Origin of the sequence: Mesorhizobium sp. M2E.F.Ca.ET.209.01.1.1 (genome assembly GCF_004010375.2) — a bacterium.
GTDB lineage: Bacteria > Pseudomonadota > Alphaproteobacteria > Rhizobiales > Rhizobiaceae > Mesorhizobium.
Genome location: NZ_SADP02001101.1, coordinates 1 through 295, shown reverse-complemented (window position 1 = coordinate 295; position 295 = coordinate 1). Strand labels below are relative to the sequence as shown.

Below are 295 nucleotides of genomic sequence, written 5' to 3'. Positions count from 1 at the left end.
TGCCGGGAAATGTCGCAGGGGCAAGTAGGGAGAAGCACCTACCAGGAGGAAGAGAAGGAGAGGCCCTACTCCATCCCACCCGGCACCTGCGGAACGTCTTCGGGCGGCTCGAGGATATCGATCAGCTTCGTCACCCTGGCGCTGGGCATCGCACGGCCCTCGTTGATCAGCGCCTCGTCGGCGCCGATCCAGGCGAAAGCCTCGCGCAGCTCCTCGAGGCTGGCGCCGGTGAGCGCGATGTCGGCGATCACAGCCTCGTCGACCGGGCCAAGCACGGAAATGATCTCGTTGCGGG

General features: G+C 65.8%; 1 protein-coding gene. It reads right to left on the bottom strand.

The window, feature by feature from the left end; translation table 11 throughout:
• Positions 1–65 precede the first annotated feature (65 nt).
• The coding region (locus EN852_RS39285; protein ID WP_135879941.1) for a hypothetical protein at positions 66–295 on the bottom strand (230 nt) is incomplete at its 5' end.